Genomic DNA, 2,759 nt, shown 5'->3' with positions numbered 1-2,759 from the left:
GCTGCCGGATCGCCGCGAGCACCCACGGCATCGCGGCCGTCAGCTTGCCGAGCGGCTCGACGTCGAACCGCGTGCCCGCGCCGAGCGACAGCGACAGCAGCATGTCGGCGTTCGGCCGCACGAGGATCTGGATCTCGTCGTCGCCGACCGCGTCGCGGAAGTAGCTGAGGAAATATTCGCTCTGCCGGAACAGGTCGGGCGCGACTTCCTCGAGCCGGTAGCAGCCGTCGGCGAGCCCGTCGTGCGCGGCCTGCAGGAACGGGTCGAGCAGATACACGCCGTTCAGGTAGAGCGGCACGGGCGAGGCGGCATCGGTGCCGCCCGTGTCGTATTCGTCGAGCACGAGCGGCACGCCGTCGGGGCCGATCGCGGTCGCGAGCGCGTTGTCGAACGGCACCATTTCATTGAGCAGCAGCACCAGGAACCGCCAGAAGCGCGGCTGGCCGAGATGATCGATTGCGCGGCCGAGCGCCTGGTGCATCGCGATTTCGGAAAAGAGACGATCCATATCACCACCGGAAGGGCGTAACACGAAGGGGGAATAGCGGTCCTGAAATTGGCTTCCTAGACTGCCACGCAATCAATCGGGCCCGAGTATGGGCGTTCAAAAAAGAGTGGCAAAGGGTTGGCCCAAGCACAGGAGAACGAAATGGCGATGATGTCGGAATCGACGGGCACGCTGCAAGCGGCGCCTGCAACGGAAGACGCGCCGCGCGCGCTGTCGCAGACGCTCAGCGTGCGCGATGCGGTGATGATCACCGTATCGGGCGTGACGCCCGCGAGCTCGATCTTCGTGATCGCGCCGTTCGCGATCCAGCAGGCCGGCAGCGGCGCCGTGCTGTCGTTCCTGCTCGGCGGCGTGCTCGCGCTGGCGTTCGCGCTCTGCTATGCGGAGCTCAGCGCCGCGCACCGCAGCGCGGGCGGCGAGTACGTGATGGCCAAGCGCGTGTTCGGCACGCTGCCCGGCTACCTGACCTTCATCACGGTGCTGTCCGTCAGCGTGTTCATCCCGGCCGTGCTCGCGAGCGGCGCCGCGCCGTACCTGAACAACGCGCTCGGCACGCACTTCAGCAACCAGTCGGTCGCGCTGACGATCGTGCTGCTCAGCTACCTGCTCGGCATGCTGAACATCAAGACGAACGCGTGGATCACCGGCGCGTTCCTGGTGGTGGAGATCGGCGTGCTGATGCTGATCGCGGGCCTTGGGTTCGGGTCGCCGCATCGTGGCGCCGACGCGCTGATCGCGCCGGTCGTCGCGAGCGGCAACGCGCTCGTGCCGGCGACGCTGGCCGCGATCGTCCCGGCGATCGGCACGGCGATCTTCTGCTACAACGGCTTCGGCTCGGCCGCCTATCTCGCGGAAGACTTGCGCGGCGGTAACCGCAATGTCGCGAAGGCGGTGATCTACTCGCTGCTCGTGATCCTCGTCGTCGAACTGATCCCGCTCACCGCGATCGTGCTCGGCGCGCCGTCGCTGACGGAGCTGACGAAGAGCACCGACCCGATCGGCTATGTGGTGCGTTCGCTGAGCAACCCGGCCGTGTCGCGCGTGGTCAGCGGCGGGATCTTCCTGTCGGTGTTCAACGCGATCATCGCGATCGTGATCACGATGGGCCGGCTGCTGTACAGCAGCGGCCGCCATGCGCTCTGGTCGCGCACCTGCAACCGCGCCTTCTCGACGATCCATCCGCGCTTCGAATCACCGTGGCTCGCCACCATCGCGCTCGCGGTGCCGTCGGCGGGGCTCGTGTTCGTGTCGAGCCTCGACGAACTGACCGCGTTCACGGTCGACCTGCTGCTGCTGATCTACCTGGTCGTCGGGCTGGCCGCGCTCGCGAGCCGGTTCGTGCGCCGTGACGTCGAGCACCATTACCGGATGCCGTTGTGGCCCGTGACGCCGCTCGTCGCGGTAGTCGGCGCTGCATATACGCTCTACACCACGCTCGCAACGGCCACGAAACCGACCGACCTGATCATCATCGCGGGGTTGCTGGCCGCCGCGCTCGTGATGTATGCGGTCTGGGCGCGCCACAGCGAAGCCTTCCGCACGCTCTGAGCGCCGGATCGAAGTCTTGCCATACCGAAACATCGAAACACCGAACCATTGAAAGACTGGAGGAATTGCATCATGCGCACGAGGGATATCGGCATCCGCATCGGACTCGGCACACCGGGCCGCTTCAACGCGATCACGGACGTTCCGGGCGTACGGGTCGGACATTGCACGCTGAACGTCGAGAACGGCGACGCATCGATCCGCACCGGCGTCACCGTCATCGAGCCGCGCGCAGGCGCCGCGCACGATTCGCCGTGCTTCGCGGGCGTGCACGTGCTGAACGGCAACGGCGACGCGACGGGGCTCGAATGGATCCGCGAGGCCGGCCTGCTGACCACGCCGATCGCCTATACGAACACGCACAGCGTTGGCGCGGTGCGCGATGCACTCGTCGCGAACGAGCGTGAAGCGGCGGCCGGCCGCGTGTACTGGTGCATGCCGGTCGTGATGGAAACCTACGACGGGCTGCTGAACGACATTTGGGGGCAGCACGTGAGCGCCGCGCATGTGCAGCGCGCGCTGGCTGCCGCACAGTCGGGGCCGGTTGCCGAAGGCGGCGTGGGCGGCGGCACGGGGATGATCTGCCACGAGTTCAAGGGTGGCATCGGCACCGCGTCGCGCATGCTCGCGGCCGAAGCGGGCGGCTGGACCGTCGGCGCGCTCGTGCAGGCGAACTACGGCGTGCGCGAGATGCTGCGCGTGG

2 protein-coding genes and 1 pseudogene are annotated in these 2,759 nt (G+C 67.3%); 2 read left to right on the top strand and 1 reads right to left on the bottom strand.

All coding sequences use genetic code 11. The features are described from left to right. Nucleotides 1-508 (bottom strand): annotated as a pseudogene (locus tag JYJ84_RS33435) (helix-turn-helix transcriptional regulator); the annotation flags it as partial. A gap of 141 nt (nucleotides 509-649) precedes the next feature. Between JYJ84_RS33435 and JYJ84_RS33430 the strand changes: the two are divergent. Next, a complete protein-coding gene (locus JYJ84_RS33430; RefSeq protein ID WP_175222046.1) occupies nucleotides 650-2,056 on the top strand; it encodes an APC family permease in 1,407 nt (468 codons plus the stop codon). A gap of 72 nt (nucleotides 2,057-2,128) precedes the next feature. Then, nucleotides 2,129-2,759: P1 family peptidase (locus JYJ84_RS33425; protein WP_205190039.1), on the top strand; the 631-nt coding region annotated here is incomplete at its 3' end.

This window comes from Burkholderia sp. LMG 13014, assembly GCF_905232215.1.
Classification (GTDB): domain Bacteria; phylum Pseudomonadota; class Gammaproteobacteria; order Burkholderiales; family Burkholderiaceae; genus Burkholderia.
The sequence above is the reverse complement of the archived record's forward strand: the minus strand, read 5'-3'. Positions and strand labels throughout refer to the sequence as shown.

Bases quoted from the DNA above. Each gene is read 5' to 3' on its own strand.
- JYJ84_RS33430 (WP_175222046.1), top strand. From the start codon at position 650: ATGGCGATGATGTCGGAATCGACGGGCACGCTGCAAGCGGCGCCTGCA.